The organism is Pontibacter russatus, from assembly GCF_009931655.1.
Lineage (GTDB): Bacteria > Bacteroidota > Bacteroidia > Cytophagales > Hymenobacteraceae > Pontibacter > Pontibacter russatus.
The window spans coordinates 1,734,998-1,754,567 of sequence record NZ_CP047984.1; the positions used below are offsets into that span (position 1 = coordinate 1,734,998).

The following is a 19,570-nucleotide window of genomic DNA, read 5'->3' on the forward strand; positions in this document are numbered from 1 at the left end:
TAATTTTGAGGGTATGAGATTACCGCTACCCCATAGATTTGTCTAGGCACAAAAACAGCCGCGCCTTCTGCTCATACAGGGAACAGAAGGCGCGGCTGTTAATTTATATACGCTGTTGTTACGCAACCACAGACTCGGCCAGCACAATGATTTTGTTGTTGAGCACTTCCACGATGCCGCCATCCACGGTAAAAAACTCCTGCCCGGCACTGGTGGTGACACGGATGCGGCCGCGCTCCAGGGTGCTGATAAGCGGGGCGTGCAGGTCGAGCACCTCAAAAGAGCCGTTGGCACCAGGGAACTGCGCGCTCACTACCTCTCCCGCGAACACCTTTTTATCAGGCGTGATTATCTCTAAATACATTTTTTTTAGTTAAGAGTTTAGGGTTAAGAGTTATGAGTTATTGTGGCAGAACCAACTTTTAACTCTAAACTCTTAACTTTTAACTATAAAGCCTATCTTGCTTCGGCCATCATTTTCTCGCCTTTGGCAACCGCGTCTTCGATGGTGCCCACCAGGTTGAAAGCAGACTCCGGCAGGTGGTCGTACTTGCCGTCCATGATCTCGTTGAAGCCTTTGATGGTGTCTTTGATGTCAACAAGCACACCTTTCAGACCCGTGAACTGCTCGGCCACGTGGAACGGCTGCGACAGGAAACGCTGCACACGGCGCGCACGGTGTACCACCAGCTTGTCTTCTTCCGAAAGTTCGTCCATGCCGAGGATGGCGATGATGTCCTGAAGCTCTTTGTAACGCTGCAGAATCTCTTTCACACGCTGCGCCGTGTTGTAGTGCTCGGCGCCTACCACGTCCGGGGTCAGGATGCGGGAGGTAGAGTCCAGCGGGTCCACAGCAGGGTATATGCCCAGCTCAGAGATTTTACGGGAAAGCACGGTGGTGGCGTCCAGGTGGGCGAATGTTGTAGCCGGAGCCGGGTCAGTCAAGTCGTCCGCAGGTACGTAAACCGCCTGCACCGAGGTGATGGAACCGCGCTTGGTAGAGGTAATGCGCTCCTGCATGGCACCCATCTCGGTGGCCAGCGTTGGCTGGTAACCCACCGCGGATGGCATACGGCCGAGAAGGGCCGACACCTCAGAACCAGCCTGTGTGAAGCGGAAGATGTTGTCCACGAAGAAGAGGATGTCACGGCCGGCGTCGCTTGAACCCGGCTCCCCGTCGCGGTAGTACTCCGCCATCGTCAGACCAGAAAGGGCCACACGGGCACGCGCCCCGGGAGGCTCGTTCATCTGCCCGAACACAAAGGTCGCCTTCGACTCCTTCAGTTCGTCCAGGTCTACTTTGGAAAGGTCCCATCCGCCATGCTCCAGCGACTCCATGAAGTTTTGGCCGTAACGCACGATGCCCGCCTCGATCATCTCACGCAGCAGGTCATTTCCCTCGCGCGTGCGCTCACCCACACCGGCAAACACAGAGAGTCCGCCGTGGGCCTTGGCGATGTTGTTGATCAGTTCCTGAATCAGAACGGTTTTACCTACACCGGCACCCCCGAACAGACCGATTTTACCGCCTTTGGCATATGGCTCGATCAGGTCGATTACTTTAATACCCGTGTACAGCACTTCCGAAGAAGTGGCAAGGTCCTCGAAAAGGGGAGCAGCTCTGTGGATTGGCAAACCACCCGTGCTCACAGGCTGCGGAATACCGTCGATGGCTTCGCCGATCACGTTGAAAAGGCGGCCTTTGATGCCCTCGCCCGTTGGCATTTTGATAGGACCACCCAGGTCAAGTACTTCGGCGCCGCGTGTAAGACCTTCGGTGGAATCCATCGCAATGGTGCGCACACGGTCTTCTCCGAGGTGATTCTGCACTTCCAGCACCACTACCTGGCCGTTGTCTTTCGTCACCTGAAGGGCATCCAAAATATTTGGTAGCTTAATGTTATCACCCACAAAGCTAACGTCCACCACCGGGCCGATAACCTGGGAAATTCTGCCAATATTCGCCATTTGACTTTGCTTAATAATAAACTATTGTTACGGAGTTATTTCAGGGTGCAAAACTAATGCATAAAACGCATAAAACCATGCTGGCCCCTAAAAACTTTTGGGTCACGGGTTTACCGCTTTTGCAGGAAACCACAAACACAGAAGCTGCCCTGCGGGCATGTTCCCCACAGGGCAGCTTCTGTGTCACGCGCTTATATAGACGTATATAGGGTATATATAAGCGATATAAATATTACAGATCTACCCGAAGCGTCCAGCGGCCGGGCTCATTTACCTCGAAGCGCACCTCCCGGTCATATACCACCGTCCCCATCTTGTTGGAGGCCTTGAAGCGGATGTTTCCTTCAAACGGGAAGCTGACGTTATCGAACCCTATATAGGAGCTGGACGACAGCGGAGTGCCACTGCTGCCAACCATCCGCATGTCTTCCACGTCGCGCAGGGCAACGCCGGCACTCATGATCACCACCTCCACATTGTTCCCCTCCTCGCTGCGCTGTGAGAGGGTGGCGCGGTTCACTTCTCGTTTCATGGTCACCCGGGCTGCGGCGGGTTCCTTCTTGCTCTTGTCTTTTTTCTTCCTGGATGCCCGGCCGCCCGTCTTGGTGGTATCGGTTGGCTCTGATTGGGACAGGGCGGGAACCGCCTGTTCCGTTGGCGCTGCCTTCTGCCGGGGAAGGCCTTCGGGAGTGAAAGCGGCCATTCCTGCGGCACCCAGCAGGCCCGCCAGCACAATGTGTAAGCTGTTCATAGGCAATGACATTTATAGATTATGAAAGTACAAATTAATACTTTCATAATCAAACAATTGCATATAAACTTAGCGCCTGTTCCTACAGGTTTTTCAGGAGCTCTATCTGCTCGTCGTTCAGGAGGATGTAGCGGTTGTTGAACGGGTTGGCGTAGAATTTCTCGGCGATGATGTACTCGCCCGAGTTAAGCTTGTGGATGTTGTAGCTGAAAAGGCTGTTCGACCGTTCAATCACCAGCTCCGCGTTACTCAGATCCAATTCGCGGCCGCAGGTTGTCGTCACAACGTCAGGATTAGTGATCGTCATCATACAAAGGAAATAAAAAGGTTTGGAGACTTCTTTACGCATATATACCAGGCGGGTGTCAGGCACAACAAAGAAAACATGGCACTATTTAAATAAATATGACCGCGGCGGCAGCCCAGCTCTCCTATATAGGGCGGCCGTGCGGCAGTCGGCAGAACCATAGCGCAAAAAGCGCGGATTTGTGCTGTGCTCTTAAGGCAGAAGTTTATACTTTTGCAAATCCGTTACAAAAGCCATAGAAACGTGGAACAACAACTGACAACAGTAGAGACCGCCCGGAAGCTCGGCCTTCTGGAAGAGGAATACGAGAAGATAAAGCAGATCCTGGGCCGCATCCCCAACTTCACGGAACTGAGTATTTTCTCGGTGATGTGGTCGGAGCACTGCTCCTACAAGAACTCCATTGTCTGGCTCAAAACGCTGCCAAAAGACTCGCCGCGCATGCTGGCCAAAGCCGGTGAGGAGAACGCCGGCCTCGTGGACATCGGCGACGGCTACGCCTGCAGCTTCAAGATAGAATCGCACAACCACCCTTCCGCCATCGAGCCCTACCAGGGCGCGGCCACGGGCGTGGGCGGCATCAACCGCGATATTTTCACGATGGGCGCCCGCCCGATTGCGCAGCTCAACTCGCTCCGCTTCGGCAACCCGAAATCAGAGAAAACACAGCGCCTGCTGCGCGGCGTGGTAAAAGGCATCGGCGACTATGGCAACGCCTTCGGGATACCCACCGTGGGCGGCGAGCTGTTCTTCGACGAGTGCTACAACATCAACCCGCTGGTGAATGCCTTCTCGGCCGGTATCGTAAAGGTAGGTGAAACGGCCTCTGCCACGTCTTACGGCGTGGGCAACCCGGTCTTTATTGTGGGCTCTGCCACCGGCAAGGACGGCATGGGCGGCGCTGCGTTCGCTTCCAAGGATATCACCGAAGACTCGGCCAACGACCTGCCGTCGGTACAGGTGGGCGACCCATTTCAGGAGAAGTTGCTGCTGGAGGCTACCCTGGAGGTGATTCAGTCGGGCGAGGTGATTGGCATGCAGGATATGGGCGCTGCCGGCATTACCTGCTCCACCTCAGAGATGAGCGCCAAAGGCGAGCACGGCATGGATATATGGCTCGAGAAAGTGCCGATGCGCCAGCAGAACATGGTGCCGTTCGAGATTCTGCTGTCAGAGAGCCAGGAGCGGATGCTGATTGTGATGAAGAAAGGCGCCGAGCAGACCATCAAGGACATTTGCGATAAGTGGGATCTGTACTGCGAACAGATCGGCGTGGTGACGGAGGGAGGCACGCTGCGCTACTACATGCATGGCGAGCTGGCAGCCGAAGTGCCGGCAGAAGACCTGGTATTAGGCGGCGGCGCGCCGGTTTACCACCGCGAGTACCGCGAGCCAGCCTATTTCCAGGAAGCCAAGAAGTTTAACATAGACCAGGTGCAGGAGCCGGAGGATTACCAGGCCGTGGCCGATTTCCTGACCACGCACCCCAACATCGCCTCCAAGCGCTGGGTGTACCGCCAGTACGACTCCATGGTGGGCACCGCCACCATGACGACTAACTCGCCGTCGGATGCCGCCGTGGTGAAGGTGAAAGGCACCAATAAATCGATTGCCGTAACCGTGGACTGCAACAGCCGCTACGTCTACGCCGACCCGGAAGAAGGGACTGCGATTGCCGTGGCCGAGGCTGCCCGCAACATCGTGTGCTCCGGCGCCGAGCCGGTGGCCATCACCAACTGCCTCAACTTCGGCAACCCCTACGTGCCGGAAGTGTACTGGCACTTTGTGGGCGCCATCAAAGGCATGGGCAAAGCCTGCGAGGCCTTCGGCACGCCGGTAACAGGCGGCAACGTGAGCTTCTACAACCAGTCTTCGGACGAGGGCCCCGTATTCCCGACGCCAACCATCGGCATGCTGGGCATCCTGGAGAACAAGGAAAACAAGATGACGCTGGCCTTCCAGCAGGCGGGCGACTTTATATATATGCTGGGCGAGGCGCAGAACGACATCGCCTCCTCGGAGTACCTCTACTCATACCACAACGTGAAGCTCTCCCCGGCCCCTTACTTCAACATGGACGAGGAACTGAGGCTGCACGCCGCCGTGAAGGAGGTGATAGAGCAGAAGCTGATCCGGTCGGCGCACGACGTGGCCGACGGAGGCTTATATATCGCCCTGCTGGAGTCGGCCATGCCAAACGAGCTCGGCTTTGATGTGGAGACGGACAATAATTTCAGGAAAGACGCCTACCTGTTCGGCGAGAGCCAGGGCCGTGTGGTGGTGAGCGTGGCACCCGCGCAGCAGGCCGCCTTCGAGAAAGCGCTGCAAAACAAGCAGGTGAGCTTCACGAAATTAGGCACCGTAACCGGGCACGACTGCCATATAGACGGCGACCTGTTCGGGGGCATCACGGCGGCTAAAAAGCACTATGACACGGCGCTGGAGCAGATTTTGGACTAATTTTTTTTACAAATTATTAGATATAATAGTTTGCAGATTAAAATCGTCTCTCTATCTTTGCATCACCAAACGGAAAAGGGGCGAAAGTCCTGCTGCCGGAAGGGAGATTGTCCGATGGTGTAACTGGCAACACGTCTGATTTTGGTTCAGAAGAGTCCAGGTTCGAGCCCTGGTCGGACAACTTAAAAAGGAACAACGCTCCGCGTGGGTGTTGTTCCTTTTTGCTTATGGAGCAGCCGTAAGTAATTAAAAATCAGAAATATTTGCTGTGGGACATCAGGATTTTTGGTAGCTTTGCAGGCATAATCAAGCAAACCTAAACGTAGTATCCAGCCCCATTATGCCACAGGTTAAAATTTTTTCCGGATCCGCCTCCCAGTATTTAGCAGAGAAAATAGCTGCCGCCTACGGCACCTCACTCGGCGACGTTTCTATCTCACGCTTCAGCGACGGCGAGATTGGCGTGCATTACAATGAGTCGGTGCGGGGCGCGGAGGTGTTTATCGTCCAGTCCACTTTTCCGCCGACAGACAACCTGATGGAACTGATGCTGCTAGTGGATGCCGCCAAGCGCGCCTCGGCGCACAAGGTGATTGTGGTGATGCCGTATTACGGCTACGCCCGCCAGGACAGGAAAGACAAGCCGCGCGTGTCCATCGGCTCGAAGGTGGTGGCAAACGCCATCCAGTCCTGCGGCGCCGACCGCCTGATGACCTGCGACCTGCACGCCGGCCAGATACAGGGCTTCTTCGACATCCCGGTGGACCACCTGGACGGCTCGGCCATCTTTGTGCCCTACCTGCGCAGCCTGAATTTGGGCGACGACCTGATTTTCGCCTCGCCTGATGTGGGCGGTGTGGTTAGAACAAGGGCTTTTGCCAAGAACTTCGGTGCGGAGATGGTGGTCTGCGACAAGTACCGGAAGCGCGCCAACGAGATTGCCTCGATGCAGGTAATCGGTGATGTGGAAGGAATGGATGTGGTGCTGATTGACGACATGGTGGACACGGCTGGCACCATCACCAAAGCGGCGGAGCTGCTGAAGGAAAAAGGAGCGAAATCGGTGCGCGCCATTGCCACACACCCGATACTTTCGGGGCCTGCCTACGAGCGCATCGAGAACTCCGTGCTCGAGGAACTGGTGGTGTCGGACACCATCCCGATAAAGCAGGGAGTATCCAAGATAAAGGTGCTCTCATTCTCGGACCTGTTCGCCCGGGCCATCAACAACGTGGTCACCCACGAGTCGATCAGTTCGCTGTTTATTTAATTGTTTCTGCTGGTTGTTGATTGTTTTCTCGACGGTAAAAGCAGCGGACAATTTAAACGTTAAATGGCTTCATTGTTAAATGGTTGTTTTCACAGTAGCTGATCCAACAATTAAAACAATACAGCAATTTAACAATCAACTCAGGCTATACTTTTGTAGCATATATATTTTAACAAATTCATTTTTATGAAAACTTTAGAGATTATAGGGTTTAAAAGAGCAAATCTCGGAAAACAGCAGTCGAAAGAGCTGCGCAATGAGTCTTATGTGCCAGGTGTGCTGTATGGCAACGGGGAGCAGGTTCATTTCTATGCCCCGGTTATCCTGTTCAGAGACCTGATTTATTCGCCAGAAGTATACGAAGTAGACCTGAATATCGAAGGTGCGCATTACAGAGCCATCCTGCAGGACGCTCAGTTCCACCCGGTGAACGAAATGCTGCTGCACGTAGACTTCCTGCAACTGCAGGACGACAAGCCAGTGAAACTGGACATCCCTGTGAAGTTTGTGGGCACGTCTCCCGGCGTTATCGCCGGTGGTAAGCTGTCTGTGAAGCTGCGCGCCCTAAAAGTGAAAGCGCTTCCTGCCAACCTGCCAGACTATGTAGAGGTGGACATCTCTGACCTGGAACTCGGCAAGTCGATTAAAGTAGCCAAAGTGAAAGCGGAGAACTACGAGGTCCTGACAAACCCGAGCGCTCCTATCGCTACTGTTACGATTCCACGTGCCCTGAAGAGCGCCCAGACGGAAGAGGCCCGCGGCGGCAAGAAATAAAGAGCGCACATTGCTTTTTAGCATCAAATCCTGTCCTGCCTCCAAGCCGGACAGGATTTCTTGTTTTAACTAAATGGCTAAATTGTTATATGGTTGAATTGCTTCATTGTTGAATGGTTTTTATATGTATATATTATATCTGGAACAACCATCTAACAATGAAACCATTTAGCCATTAAGTTAACCGCTGCTCTTACAGTTAAGCAACAATCAACCACCAGCAACTAACCATCAGGCGAATGCTGCACACGCTAAAACAGTGGCTCGGGCTGCGCGAAACAGCGGCCCCCGTCACCGACGACAACGATATGAAATACCTGCTTGTGGGCCTTGGCAACATCGGCCCGGAATATGCGAACACGCGCCACAACATCGGCTTCATGGTGCTGGACTACCTGGCCCGGAAATACGAAGGCAACTTTGACGTGGGCCGCCATGCCTTTGTGACCGAAATCAAAACCAAGGGTCGCACTTATGTGCTGGTGAAGCCCACCACCTATATGAACCTGAGCGGCAAGGCGGTAGGGCACTACCTCCACAGCCTGAAACTACCCCCGGAGCAGATGCTCGTGATCACAGACGACATCGCGCTACCCTTCGGCAAGATACGGATACGGGCCAAAGGCAGCCCCGGCGGACACAACGGCCTGAAGCATATAGAGCAGACCCTGGGCCACAGCAACTATCCCCGCCTCCGGTTCGGCGTCGGCGACACCTTCTCCAAAGGCAAGCAGGTGGACTTTGTGCTGAGCAAATTTAGCGAGGACGAGCAGATCGAGTTGCAGACACTGATAGAGAAATCGGCAGAGGCCGCCATCGCCTTCGGCACCATCGGCCTGGAGCGCACCATGAACCAGTTCAACACGAAATAAAACTGGATACATAAACTGTAGAGACACCATATTTTGCGTCATATTTTACATGGCTGGCCTTATAGTGTATAGCCCAAGATGGACAATCCAAGGATAGATTCCGGACTACTTCTGCGCGGCTAACCAGCTGGGATTACGGCTCGCATGGCTTGTACTTCGTCGCCATCTGCGCCTTGAACCGGGCGTGCTGTTTTGGCGATATAACTGAGAAACCATCTGTAGAGAAGCAACATCTTGCGTCTCCTCCACCGGCAGAAGAAAAAACAGAGGTACCCTTTTCTACAGGGAATGAGACTGTACGGAATGAGACGCAAAATATTGCGTCTTTTCCTTTAAAATAAGACGCAAAAGATGACGTCTCTACACAAATCCATTGCCATGAAACGCGTCCTCCTCCTGTACCGCAACGCCTTTGGCGGCCTCTCCAGGGCGGCCTGGATGATGTCTGTGGTGATGCTGATAAACCGCAGCGGCTCCATGGTGACGCCTTTCCTGAGCCTTTACGTGACCGACATGCTGGGCTACAACCTCCGCGAGGCGGGCATCATCCTGAGCATATATGGCATGGGATCGGTGTGCGGTTCTTTTCTGGGAGGCTGGCTGACCGACCGCGTCGGGCATTTTAAGGTGCAGTTCGTGAGCCTCACTTTGGGCGGAAGCCTGTATTTTCTGCTGCTCAACCTGCGGCAGTTCGAGTACCTGGCGGCCGGGGTGTTCATCCTCAGCCTCGTGAACGACTGCCTGCGCCCCGCCAACTCCGCCTCCATTGCGCATTACGCCAAACCCGAGAACATGACACGGGCGTTTTCGCTGAACCGCATGGCCATCAACCTCGGTTTTTCGGTGGGCCCGGCGGTGGGCGGCTTGCTGGCGGCTGTCTCTTACCGCTGGCTCTTTGTGGCCGATGGCCTTACCTGCATTGGGGCGGGCATTTTCTTCTTTCTGTACTTCCGCAACCGGCAGGGTCACCGGCCGCCGCCAAAGCAGCAGGCCAGCCTGGCAGTAAAGGCGCCAACTGTGCGCTCTCCCTACCGCGATGGCTATTTCCTGCTGTTTGTGCTGCTGTGCTGCAGCTATGCCGTCATGTTTTTCCAGCTGTTCTCTACCTTGCCCCTGTACTGGCGGCGCATATATGACCTGCCGGAAAGCCAGATTGGCCTGCTGATGGCCCTGAACGGGCTGATAGTGTTTCTGCTCGAGATGATTGTGGTGTACCTGGTGGGCGAACGCATTCGGAAGCAGGCACTGATAGCGGCAGGCGTATTGCTTCTGGGCTTGTCGTTCGTGGTGCTGAACATGACACAGCACTTGGGCGGGCTTTATTTCGCGATGCTGTTGCTCAGCGTCTCCGAGATTTTTGCGATGCCGTTTATGGCCACCATTACGGTAGAGCGCTCCGACGAAAGCAACCGCGGCGCCTACATGGGCCTTTATACCATTTCCTACGCAGCCGCGCACGTGATAGCGCCCTTCATGGGCACCACCATCATCTCTACCTATAGCTTTGCCACGCTGTGGTGGGCAACCGCCGCCCTGGCTATCCTGACAGCGGCTGGGTCATATTGGGTGGTGAAGCAGATGGAGGCCCAACGGAAGCGGCTACAGGACATTGGCGCAACAGACAACATCGCACTGACTACGGCCTGATAAGTAAAAGGACACAAGTATGAAGACACAAGACTTTTTATGCTATATATAGCTGATTTCCAGGCAACTTATATAGTAATTTTATGAGTAATGTAAGCTGATTTATATTCGGGTTTCTAAAGCTTTTGCTTGAGCAGCGTGCGTTTTACCTTCAGGATAGACGGGCAACCCTTGACTTGGGTCACGAGGCGAAAGTGTGAAACAAAATACTGCACCTGACAGTACTAAAGTTTGTCGTTTGCTGGCGAAACCAGCAGCGGGTTTCTCTGCGCCCGCACAATACCCATCTACGTAGCACCACCCACTTCGGTAAGGTATCGGCTGTTTAGGTGTTTACCTTTACTGCACAACGCCTCCGGGCACCGATAAACTCCGCTGCAGGTTCATGCCGGGTCACTGGCTAATGTTGAGGCTTCAAACAAAAACAGGAAAAGTATATGAGCGTGGATTATTTAGAAGAAGAGCGGATTAAAGTACTGAAGCGCTACGATATACTGGATACACCACCAGATGGCAATTGGGACAGGCTTACCCGGTTGGCGGCAAAAATTTTTAACATGCCGATTACTGTGGTCAGTTTGGTGGACACCGACAGGGTGTGGTTTAAGTCTTCCTATGGCCTGGATGCGCGGGAAGTCGGCACGGAGCCCGGCCTCTGCACCTCCGCTATTTTATCGGATGAGATTTACATAGTAGAGAACGCGGCCGAAGACCCGCGCACACTCACCAACCCGCTCGTTGTCTCAGGGTTTGGGCTGCGGTTTTACGCGGCTGTCCCGCTGCAGACGGCAGACGGCTACAACATCGGCACGTTCGCCATCATCGACCGCAAGCAGCGCTACCTGACCGCGGCGCAACAGGAGACCCTGAAAGAGCTGGCAGGCATCGCCATGGACGAAATTGAGTTGCGCCTGGCTGCTCGTAAGTCTGCGAAAAAGGTGAACCAACTGCTGGATGCCACCCGCTCCCACCTGCAGGACACCATTGCCGAGATAGCCAAACTCCCGACGGCCGAAAAAAGCGGCCCGGTGCTGCAACTGGCAGACTCCTCCCGTGAGATTGTGCAGCATATAGAGGAGTATTTGATGGAGCAGGCGTGAGCGTAGAAGCTTATATACTTATCTATATAAGCATAATTACCCTATACTATATTTGTCATCCTGAAAGGAGCTTGTGGGCGAACAATAATAGCATTGATGGAGCGCAGTTCCCGCACGCAACCAAGATCCTTCCAGGATGACAATATGGGCCAAGCTAATGTAGTATCCATACTTAGCTGCTTGAAAAGGTATCCACGGAATCCAACTTGGGCCACTTGTAAACAGCTTATTTTCAATACGGTATAGTCCGTTGGTTTTCTACACTTTCCCCTTATCTTCATTGTCGCCTTGTTCGACGTGCAAGATGTGCAAGAGTCGATGGATGATTGGGGCAAAGAATACTGCAGTGATACTCAGAAACGCGACTCCGCTGTAGAGCGCATAAATGGAGGAAAAAATTTTTGCTGAAGGTGTGGTCATTTCTACAACTGGCCCCATACCTGTCAAAATCATACAAGCCATATGGAAACTGTCAAGCCAGTAAATTTTACCAAAATGGTGGTAGCCAATTGTACCAAGAAAACTGAAAATAGGATCAAGCCGAAAGCAAACAGCCCATAATGCCCAAGCCTGAACAGGAAGTGAGGCAATGACAGTACTTTCTGATGGCGGTTCTCTAATCTCATTTCTTTTTCAGTTCTTTCATTAGGTCCTCCAGATAATCAGTTTGGACTTCCTGAATCTCTAAAAGTTTTTTGTTTTGATGAACCAGCAAATGGTCAATCTTCTCACTGAGCAGCTTAATTTCAAGTTCGGCTTTAAGATTAATTTTATAATCGTGCTCGCTCCTTTGCCTGTCTTTTTGTTCTTGTCTGTTTTGGCTCATCATAATGATAGGAGCTTGAATGGCAGCTAAACAGGAAAGTATAAGGTTAAGCAGTATAAAAGGAAAAGGGTCAAATGGTTTTGTGGCCAGATACCAAATATTAATCATCATCCAAATCAAAATGAATGAAAAGAAGGCGATGATGAATGTCCAGCTACCGCCAAATGCAGCAACCCTGTCGGCAATTATTTCTCCGAAAGTTAGCTCCGCTTCTATTTCGTCCTGGATGTTTTCAGATAGTATGGAGTTGTTATTGATTGCCTCCATCACATCCCTGTCAATTAGCGCAATCTCTCCTTTTTCCTGCAAAATTAATGATGTCAAATACAGTCGCCGGTATTGGTTCAGTTCGGCTATTGTGATGTAATCTTCTCTGTCAAAGTCCGGAAAGCTGGATTTTATTAAATTGAAAATCCCTTCTCTGATGTCCTGCCCTCTTACTTCCTCACCCTTTTCAATTTCTTGTTTACTGATATGGCTCGTCATCATTTTAGGTGACTTTATATTTATACATTGACGCCGAAAACATAGCCCACCAGCGCTGTTAGACCCATCGCTAAAGTTCCCCATATCGTAATCCGCACTATAGCTGTTTTTACACTTGAACCACCTGTTTTTGCGGATGTTGCCCCTAAAATGACAAGAAAAATAATAGTGAAACCATATAACCAATATTCCATTCCTTTGACGGTTGCAAAAAGGACTATTAATAACGGCAAAACACCGCCAACTGTAAACGATGCTCCCGATGCAACAGCTGCCTGTATGGGGTTTGCCTGACTTATTTCATTGATACCCAATTCGTCTCTGATGTGAGTTCCTAAGGCATCTTTCGCTGTCAACTCAAGGGCTACCTGCATTGCTGTTTCCTTTTTTAGTCCCCGTTTCTCATAGATTTGGGCCAAAATATTCAGTTCTTCTTTTGGCATCTCTTTTAGCTCCTGCTTCTCCCGTTCAATGTCCGCTTTTTCTGTGTCGGTTTGTGAACTTACAGAAACATATTCGCCTGCCGCCATAGATAAGGCACCAGCCACAAGCCCTGCAACTGTTGCCAGTACGATAGGTTCTCTTGTCGAGCTTGCAGCGGCAACTCCAATCGCAAGGCTGGAAATAGAAATTATCCCATCGTTTGCACCTAAAACAGCGGCTCTTAACCAGTTGCTCCGGTGGATATAATGACTGTCTAAATAATTGTCAATTGTTATCATAATTTTTCTTTGTGTTAGTTTTTATTAGAATCCCCGATAACATGCAGATATACAGGCAATTACATATAGGCTCCCAATATGGCAGCATGTACGCAACCGGATTATTGAATATAATATACAAATAATCATATAGATTAAAATCATCCAACCCTAAAAAAAGAAGCGGCGCAACATATCCTGCTGCGCCGCTTGCCATATATAAATTCTAAGATAAGTTTTAGCTCACCCCGCCCCCGTTCACGATCTGTTTGCTGGGCTGCACAAAGGCCAGGGAGCCGTCGGCGTTTTCGGCCATCAGGATCATGCCCTGGCTGGTGATGCCCTTGATGTCGCGCGGGGCCAGGTTCACCAGAATACTCACCTGCTGCCCGATGATCTCCTCCGGGTTAAAGAACTCCGCGATGCCGCTTACCACGGTGCGCTGGTCCAGGCCGGTGTCAATCTTCAGCTTCAGGAGTTTTTTGGTTTTGGCCACTTTCTCCGCTTCCAGAATAGTGCCGATGCGGATGTCCATCTTTGAGAAATCCTCGAACGAGATGTTCTCTTTGGCGGGCTCGGTCACAGCGTTGGCTAGCTCGTTGGCCTTTTTCGTGTCGAGCAGTTTCTGCACCTGCGCCTCCACGGCAGCATCTTCAATTTTCTCAAACAACAAGGCAGGTGTGCCGATAACGTGCCCCACGGGCAGCAGATCAGCGGCACCGGCTTCGGCCCATTTGCCCACCGGCTTGTTCAGCATGTCGCTGAGCTTTTGCGCCGAGGCAGGCAGGAACGGCTCCATCAGGATGTTGAGGCTGGCCGAAATCTGCAGGGCGATGTTCATCACCGTTTTCACGCGCTCCGCATCCGTCTTTATCAGTTTCCACGGCTCGGTATCGGCGAGGTACTTGTTGCCGAGGCGCGCCAGGTTCATGAGCTCGCTCAGCGCCTCCCGGAAACGGTAGCGCTCAATCAGGTCCGCAATAATAGTGGGGTATTTCGCCAGCTGCTCCAGCGCTTCCCGGTCAATCTCCTGCAACTCGCCTCGGGCGGGCACCGCACCATTGTAGTACTTCTGGGTGAGCACCACCGCGCGGTTGATGAAGTTCCCCAATATGGCTAGCAGCTCGTTGTTGTTGCGGGCCTGGAAGTCTTTCCAGGTGAAATCGTTGTCCTTCGTCTCGGGGGCGTTGGCGGCCAGCACATAGCGCAGCACATCGTCTTTGCCCGGAAACTCCTGAAGGTACTCGTGCAGCCATACAGCCCAGTTGCGGGAGGTGGAAATCTTCTCGCCCTCCAGGTTCAGGAACTCGTTGGCGGGCACGTTGTCCGGCAATATATAATAGCCGTGCGCCTTCAGCATGGCCGGGAAGATGATGCAGTGGAACACGATGTTGTCTTTGCCGATGAAATGCACCAGCTTCGTCTCCGCGTCTTTCCAGTATTTCTCCCACTCGTCGGTCAGCGCCTTGGTGGCGGATATATAGCCGATGGGCGCATCGAACCACACGTACAGCACCTTGCCTTCTGCCCCTTCCACCGGTACGGGCACACCCCAGTCCAGGTCGCGGGTAACGGCGCGGGGCTGCAGGCCCTGGTCTATCCACGACTTGCACTGGCCATATACGTTGGGTTTCCAGTCGTTCTTGTGGCCTTCCACAATCCACTCGCGCAGCCAGCCCTCGTACTCGTTCAGGGGCAGGTACCAGTGCTTCGTCTCGCGCATCACGGGTTTCAGGCCGCTCAGCGTGCTTTTAGGGTTGATGAGGTCGGTAGCGTTGAGGGAGGTGCCGCAGTTTTCGCACTGGTCGCCGTAGGCGTTCTCGTTGCCGCAGTTGGGGCAGGTGCCCGTGATATAGCGGTCGGCCAGAAACTGCTGCGCCTTCTCGTCATAATACTGCTGCGTGGTCTGCTCAATGAACTTGCCGTCCTGGTACAGTTTCAGGAAAAAACCGGCGGCTGTTTCGGCATGCACGTCGGAGGAGGTGCGGTGGTAGATGTCGAAGGAGACGTTGAAGTCCTGGAAGGAGCTTTTGATCAGCTCGTGGTACTTGTCCACGGCCTGCTGCGGCGTGATGCCTTCTTTCTTTGCCCGGATGGTGATGGGCACGCCGTGCTCGTCGGAGCCGCACACAAATTTCACGTCGCGCTGCTGCGCCCGCAGGTAGCGCACATAGATGTCGGCGGGCAGGTACACGCCCGCCAGGTGGCCGATGTGTACAGGGCCGTTGGCATACGGCAAGGCCGCCGTCACGGTGTATCGTTTTGGTGTAGTTGTCATGTCTGGCATAAAATGCAAATATACGAATAGCCTGCGTACGCATTTGCCAAATTCTGCAGCTATATATGACCTGCCCCGCTTTTTCCCGTAAACCAAGCATCACCTACGAGACACACGGCCATGAAGAACAAAGACAATTTCAGAACGAGAAGGGACGACGGGGGCAGCCTGGGCGAGCACGACAAGCAGGAGAATGCAAAAGGAAAACCCGCCCCCGAAAAAGCGGACAGGGAATCTGAGAACACACCACCCGACCATGAGGTGTACGTGGACCTGGAGCCGGACGAGCTGCACCTGGGGGATGAGGAGATAGACGACGCACGGGAGAAGAAGTAACCAGCACCCACCCCAAAAACGCAGGGGCCCCCGCCATTTTATATGCCGGGGGCCCCTGTCATATATAGCGCTTACTCCTTTTCCTGAGCCGGTTGGGCCTCGGGCCGGATTGGCGGTACTTCATGGTCGATGGGCCAGGAGATGTTGTGCTGCGTCGAGTCGATGGGCGCGAAGGGCAACTGGCGCGGGCGCAATGCATTCGGCGTCATGGCGGGGGCGTTGCGGTCGAATTGCTCTACGTTCTTTTTCCGGTTGATTTCGCTGGCCACGCCGCCCATCTGCCTGCCCAGCGTGCCTTCAGGGCTGGGGCGCACCGTCACCCGCTTGTTCACCACCACATCGTCCGGCATCGTCTCCTGCCCCTCCGACAGCGACGTACAACTCACTGTTCCCAACAACACGACCCCGCTTATATATAGCTTGTATCTCTCCATTGCTCTCACGCTCAAGTCATACCTCCTCCTCTCTTGCAGGAGTTTATAAACCTGTATACGGGCAAAAAGTATAATTTGGGTGGAATAGCGGAATTTATGGCCCCCAGCAGCGGCACAAAGGCAGTGAGATGCCAGACCCAATCCCTATATAAACAGGAAAGGCAGAATCCTATGGGTTCTGCCTTTCCTGTTTATATAGGGAAGCTGTAACACTGCCACCAATTAGCTTTTCTTAAATCCGTTATTCCTCCGCATCATATATACGCTTATGCCCTACCTGCGTCAGCATCAGGCCATCCGGGGCAGGGTTTACGATGCCTTCTTTGGTGAGGTGGTGCTCCGCCTCCTTCTGCACGTCCTTATACCTCGGATAGTGCTCCTGCAGGTAGGGGTACAGTTGGTCGTAGGGCAGCACGTTCCCCTCCCGCACGTCCATCTCCCGGAAGGCCTCTATGATGCACTGTGCGGTATTTTCTACGTTATCGGCTTCTGAATGTAATTCTACCATCTCTCTATCTCTTTTGGTCTGAGGTAAAGTACGGCTGCCGCTGTATGATTGTTGGTTGCTGGTTGTTGATTGTTAAAGGGCTAAATGATTGGCCATATATAAACACACCCTCCTCAAATCAACAATCCAACAATCCAACAATCAGCAATCAACATCCCGCCTCTGCGGGCAGCAGCCTCCACCGCTATTTCTTCACAAAATCGAGGGCAGCCGAGTTGAGGCAGTAGCGCAGGCCCGTCGGCTCGGGGCCGTCCGGGAACACGTGGCCGATATGGGAGCCGCACCGGGCACACTCCACCTCCGTCCGCACCATGCCCATCGCGCGGTCCTCCACCTCCTTCACCCGCTTCCCGGATATGGGGGCATAAAAGCTTGGCCAGCCGGTGCCGGAGTCAAACTTGGTCGCGGACGTGAACATCGGATTGCCGCAGGCCGCGCAGTTATAAATGCCGCGCTTCTTGTTGTCGTTGTACGCGTTGTCGAAGGCTGGCTCGGTGCCCTCCTCCCGCAGCACATAGTACTGCTCCGGGGTGAGCTGCCGCCGCCACTCTTCCTCCGTTTTCACGACGGTGTCGCCCAGCGCCAGTTCATTCAGTTCCTGCACCACCGCATCCGGCAGGGGCTCGTTGCCCGTAGCGGCTGTGGTTTCCGGCTGTGCGCAGGCCCCCAGGTGCAGCACGCCGGTCAGTAAAATCAAATACAATGCTTTCATATAGATTTTGTACGAGGCAAGGGCACAATTGGCCTTGCCGGTGAAATTTATTACACCTTAAGAAACAAACTCCGAGCCACTTATGTTTGCCCCCTTACCGACGCCTTTGCGGGCACCGGCAATTTATTTTACACCCATAACCCGTTTATTTCGAGCGGCATACTTAAAGTGTGAACGCTTTTTAGTAATTTTGCGGCTCGAAAAACCAATTCAATGCAGAACATTCGAAATATTGCGATTATCGCACACGTTGACCACGGCAAGACTACCCTCGTGGATAAAATCATTCATGCTTCCAAGCTTTTCTCGGAGCACCAGCATTTCGACGACCTTATTCTGGACAACAACGACCTGGAGCGGGAGCGGGGTATCACCATCGTTTCCAAGAACGTGTCGGTTCGTTACAAAGACGTTAAAATCAACATCATAGACACTCCCGGACACGCCGACTTCGGCGGTGAGGTAGAGCGCGTGCTGAAGATGGCCGATGGCGTGCTCCTGCTGGTGGATGCCTTTGAAGGCGCCATGCCTCAGACGCGTTTCGTGCTGGGCAAAGCCATCCAGTTGGGCCTGAAGCCGATTGTGGTGGTGAACAAGGTGGACAAAGAGAACTGCCGCCCCGACGAGGTACACGAGCAGGTGTTCGACCTGATGTTCAACCTGGACGCGACCGAGGAGCAGCTTGATTTCGTGACGCTGTACGGCTCTTCCAAGCAGGGCTGGATGAGCACCGACTGGACAAAGCCGACCGACAACATCACCCCGCTGCTGGACGCCATCATCGACGTGATTCCGGCTGCCCCTTACCGGGAGGGAAGCCCGCAAATGCAGATCACCTCTCTGGATTATTCTTCCTTCGTGGGTCGCATCGCGATAGGCCGCGTACACCGTGGCACCCTGAAAGAAGGCATGCCCATCAGCCTGTGCAAGGCAGACGGCAGCATCAAGAAAGGCCGTATCAAGGAGCTGCAGATATTCGAGGGCCTTGGCAAAAAAGCCGTGCAGGAAGTGTCTGCCGGTGAGATATGCGCCGTAACCGGGATAGAGGGATTCGATATAGGCGACACCATTGCGGATGCCGAAAATCCGGAGCCGCTCACCCGCATCTCCATCGACGAGCCGACCATGAACATGCTCTTCACGATCAACAATTCTCCTTTCTTCGGCAAGGAGGGCAAGTTCGTGACTTCGCGCCACCTGCGCGACCGCCTGTTCAAGGAGACGGAGAAGAACCTGGCGCTGCGTGTGCAGGAGACCGACCGCGAGGATACCTTCCTGGTGTTTGGCCGCGGCATTCTGCACTTGTCGGTGCTGATAGAGACCATGCGCCGCGAGGGATATGAGCTGCAGGTGGGCCAGCCGCAGGTAATCTTCAAAGAAATTGACGGCGAGCGCCACGAGCCGATAGAGCACCTGGTGGTGGATGTGCCGGAGGAAACTGCCGGTAAGGTGATTGAACTGGTGACCCAGCGCAAAGGCGAACTGACGATCATGGAGCCGAAAGGCGACCTGCAGCACCTGGAGTTCAACATCCCGGCCCGTGGCCTGATCGGTTTGCGAAACAACGTGCTGACGGCCACTGCCGGTGAGGCGATCATGAATCACCGCTTCCTGCAGTACGAGCCGTTCAAAGGCAGCATCCCGGGCCGTAACAACGGCTCTATCATCTCCATGGAAACGGGCCCCGGCACGGCTTACTCCATCGACAAACTGCAGGACCGCGGCGTGTTCTTCGTCGATCCGGGCGTGGACGTATATATGGGCCAGGTAATCGGGGAGCACAGCCGCCAGAACGACATCACTGTGAACATTCAGAAGGGCAAGAAGCTGACGAACATGCGTGCCTCCGGCTCTGATGACAACGTAAAGATTGCCCCGGCCAAAAACTTCTCGCTGGAGGAAGCCATGGAGTACATCCAGAAGGACGAGTACCTGGAGGTAACGCCCAAGAGCATCCGCATGCGCAAGATTTACCTCGACGAGAACGAGCGCAACCGCATGTCAAGATCAGACGCATAGGCAGACCAAAATAAAGTAACTACAGGAAGCCCGGCCATTGCTATATGGCTGGGCTTCCTTTTTACTGCAGGCACTATGTATCAGGACCATACACCAACGTTAGCCATATATTCACCCACCT

General features: G+C 53.5%; 18 protein-coding genes and 1 tRNA gene. 9 read left to right on the forward strand and 10 right to left on the reverse strand.

The window, feature by feature from the left end; translation table 11 throughout:
* Nucleotides 1-118: 118 nt before the first annotated feature.
* The 4 genes from atpC to GSQ62_RS06985 all read right to left on the reverse strand — a co-directional run bounded on the left by atpC (nucleotide 119) and on the right by GSQ62_RS06985 (nucleotide 3,029).
* Nucleotides 119-364 carry an ATP synthase F1 subunit epsilon gene (gene atpC / locus GSQ62_RS06970; RefSeq protein ID WP_161888839.1) on the reverse strand — a complete coding sequence of 82 codons (246 nt, stop codon included), beginning with the start codon at nucleotides 362-364 and terminating at the stop codon, nucleotides 119-121.
* A 92-nt stretch (nucleotides 365-456) separates the two neighbouring features.
* Complete coding sequence (gene atpD, locus GSQ62_RS06975) at nucleotides 457-1,968, reverse strand: F0F1 ATP synthase subunit beta (RefSeq protein ID WP_161888840.1); 1,512 nt, start codon at nucleotides 1,966-1,968, stop codon at nucleotides 457-459.
* A gap of 232 nt (nucleotides 1,969-2,200) precedes the next feature.
* Complete coding sequence (locus GSQ62_RS06980; protein ID WP_161888841.1) at nucleotides 2,201-2,719, reverse strand: hypothetical protein; 519 nt, start codon at nucleotides 2,717-2,719, stop codon at nucleotides 2,201-2,203.
* 82 nt (nucleotides 2,720-2,801) lie between these two features.
* A complete protein-coding gene (locus GSQ62_RS06985) occupies nucleotides 2,802-3,029 on the reverse strand; it encodes a hypothetical protein (protein WP_161888842.1) in 228 nt (75 codons plus the stop codon).
* Between the two features lie 240 nt (nucleotides 3,030-3,269).
* Here GSQ62_RS06985 and purL point away from each other — a divergent pair, with 240 nt between their 5' ends.
* The 7 genes from purL to GSQ62_RS07020 all read left to right on the forward strand — a co-directional run bounded on the left by purL (nucleotide 3,270) and on the right by GSQ62_RS07020 (nucleotide 11,149).
* A complete protein-coding gene (gene purL, locus GSQ62_RS06990; protein WP_161888843.1) occupies nucleotides 3,270-5,486 on the forward strand; it encodes a phosphoribosylformylglycinamidine synthase subunit PurL in 2,217 nt (738 codons plus the stop codon).
* A 108-nt stretch (nucleotides 5,487-5,594) separates the two neighbouring features.
* Nucleotides 5,595-5,667: transfer RNA gene (locus tag GSQ62_RS06995), tRNA-Gln, on the forward strand.
* A gap of 159 nt (nucleotides 5,668-5,826) precedes the next feature.
* Nucleotides 5,827-6,756 carry a ribose-phosphate pyrophosphokinase gene (locus tag GSQ62_RS07000; RefSeq protein WP_161888844.1) on the forward strand — a complete coding sequence of 310 codons (930 nt, stop codon included), beginning with the start codon at nucleotides 5,827-5,829 and terminating at the stop codon, nucleotides 6,754-6,756.
* A 186-nt stretch (nucleotides 6,757-6,942) separates the two neighbouring features.
* Nucleotides 6,943-7,530 carry a 50S ribosomal protein L25/general stress protein Ctc gene (locus tag GSQ62_RS07005; RefSeq protein WP_161888845.1) on the forward strand — a complete coding sequence of 196 codons (588 nt, stop codon included), beginning with the start codon at nucleotides 6,943-6,945 and terminating at the stop codon, nucleotides 7,528-7,530.
* A gap of 308 nt (nucleotides 7,531-7,838) precedes the next feature.
* Nucleotides 7,839-8,402 (forward strand): aminoacyl-tRNA hydrolase, encoded by a 564-nt coding sequence (pth, locus tag GSQ62_RS07010; protein WP_161891349.1) that lies wholly within the window; start codon nucleotides 7,839-7,841, stop codon nucleotides 8,400-8,402.
* 351 nt (nucleotides 8,403-8,753) lie between these two features.
* Entirely contained in the window at nucleotides 8,754-10,049 is a 1,296-nt protein-coding gene (locus tag GSQ62_RS07015) for an MDR family MFS transporter (RefSeq protein WP_237587048.1), read from the forward strand.
* A gap of 437 nt (nucleotides 10,050-10,486) precedes the next feature.
* Nucleotides 10,487-11,149, forward strand: coding sequence for a GAF domain-containing protein (locus tag GSQ62_RS07020; RefSeq protein WP_161888846.1), 663 nt, complete (start codon nucleotides 10,487-10,489; stop codon nucleotides 11,147-11,149).
* A 622-nt stretch (nucleotides 11,150-11,771) separates the two neighbouring features.
* Here the strand turns inward: GSQ62_RS07020 and GSQ62_RS07025 are convergent.
* The 3 genes from GSQ62_RS07025 to metG form a co-directional block, all read right to left on the reverse strand.
* Complete coding sequence (locus tag GSQ62_RS07025) at nucleotides 11,772-12,464, reverse strand: DUF1003 domain-containing protein (protein ID WP_161888847.1); 693 nt, start codon at nucleotides 12,462-12,464, stop codon at nucleotides 11,772-11,774.
* Between the two features lie 17 nt (nucleotides 12,465-12,481).
* Nucleotides 12,482-13,183: a VIT1/CCC1 transporter family protein gene (locus tag GSQ62_RS07030; RefSeq protein WP_161888848.1), complete on the reverse strand. Its 702-nt coding sequence runs from the start codon at nucleotides 13,181-13,183 to the stop codon at nucleotides 12,482-12,484.
* 217 nt (nucleotides 13,184-13,400) lie between these two features.
* Nucleotides 13,401-15,440 carry a methionine--tRNA ligase gene (metG, locus tag GSQ62_RS07035; RefSeq protein WP_161888849.1) on the reverse strand — a complete coding sequence of 680 codons (2,040 nt, stop codon included), beginning with the start codon at nucleotides 15,438-15,440 and terminating at the stop codon, nucleotides 13,401-13,403.
* Between the two features lie 120 nt (nucleotides 15,441-15,560).
* On the opposite strand from metG, the gene GSQ62_RS07040 reads away from it, so the two are divergent.
* A complete protein-coding gene (locus GSQ62_RS07040; protein WP_161888850.1) occupies nucleotides 15,561-15,776 on the forward strand; it encodes a hypothetical protein in 216 nt (71 codons plus the stop codon).
* 71 nt (nucleotides 15,777-15,847) lie between these two features.
* On the opposite strand, the gene GSQ62_RS07045 is transcribed toward GSQ62_RS07040, so the two are convergent.
* The 3 genes from GSQ62_RS07045 to msrB all read right to left on the reverse strand — a co-directional run bounded on the left by GSQ62_RS07045 (nucleotide 15,848) and on the right by msrB (nucleotide 17,430).
* Nucleotides 15,848-16,210, reverse strand: coding sequence for a hypothetical protein (locus GSQ62_RS07045; RefSeq protein ID WP_161888851.1), 363 nt, complete (start codon nucleotides 16,208-16,210; stop codon nucleotides 15,848-15,850).
* A gap of 241 nt (nucleotides 16,211-16,451) precedes the next feature.
* On the reverse strand, nucleotides 16,452-16,718 hold the full coding sequence (locus tag GSQ62_RS07050; RefSeq protein ID WP_237587050.1) for a hypothetical protein: 267 nt from the start codon (nucleotides 16,716-16,718) through the stop codon (nucleotides 16,452-16,454).
* Between the two features lie 184 nt (nucleotides 16,719-16,902).
* Nucleotides 16,903-17,430 carry a peptide-methionine (R)-S-oxide reductase MsrB gene (gene msrB, locus GSQ62_RS07055; RefSeq protein WP_202621856.1) on the reverse strand — a complete coding sequence of 176 codons (528 nt, stop codon included), beginning with the start codon at nucleotides 17,428-17,430 and terminating at the stop codon, nucleotides 16,903-16,905.
* A gap of 213 nt (nucleotides 17,431-17,643) precedes the next feature.
* On the opposite strand from msrB, the gene typA reads away from it, so the two are divergent.
* The gene (gene typA / locus GSQ62_RS07060; RefSeq protein WP_161888852.1) at nucleotides 17,644-19,449 is read left to right on the forward strand and encodes a translational GTPase TypA; all 1,806 of its coding nucleotides are present in this window, start codon (nucleotides 17,644-17,646) and stop codon (nucleotides 19,447-19,449) included.
* Nucleotides 19,450-19,570: the final 121 nt, after the last annotated feature.